Source organism: Streptomyces sp. DH12 (genome assembly GCF_020873895.1).
In the GTDB taxonomy this organism is placed as follows: domain Bacteria; phylum Actinomycetota; class Actinomycetes; order Streptomycetales; family Streptomycetaceae; genus Streptomyces.
The window spans coordinates 1-446 of the sequence record NZ_JAHWGT010001134.1; the positions used below are offsets into that span (position 1 = coordinate 1).

Annotated in this window: 1 pseudogene; it reads left to right on the forward strand. The window is 72.4% G+C overall.

What is annotated here, in order from left to right:
* Positions 1-2: 2 nt before the first annotated feature.
* Positions 3-446, forward strand: a pseudogene (locus tag LPA54_RS38890) (S1C family serine protease); the annotation flags it as partial.

The window sequence follows — 446 nt, forward strand, 5'->3', positions numbered from 1 at the left end:
GCATCAACTCGGCCATCCGCTCGGCCGACGGCGGCCTGGACCCCGAGGGCGGCCAGTCCGGCTCCATAGGGCTCGGTTTCGCCATCCCGATCAACCAGGGCAAGCGGGTCGCCGAGGAGCTGATCGAGACCGGCAAGGCCACGCACCCGGTGATCGGCATCACCCTCGACATGGAGTACAGCGGCGACGGCGCCCGCGTCGCGGCCGAGGGCGACCAGGACGCCAAGGAGAGGTTCGCGGTCGTGGTGACCGTGGCGGCCAACCCGGTCCGCCGCAGCGCGGACGGCACGGGTCTGCTGGAGGCCACCTCGGTCTCCTCCGCCGCCTGGCTCGCCGGGGTGGGGCTGCTGTCCTTCACCTGGCCCGGCCAGATGGACCACTCCCTGCGCGACGACTGGCTGGAGCAGCAGACGGAGACCGCCTGGGTGCTCGCGGACGACCTGGAG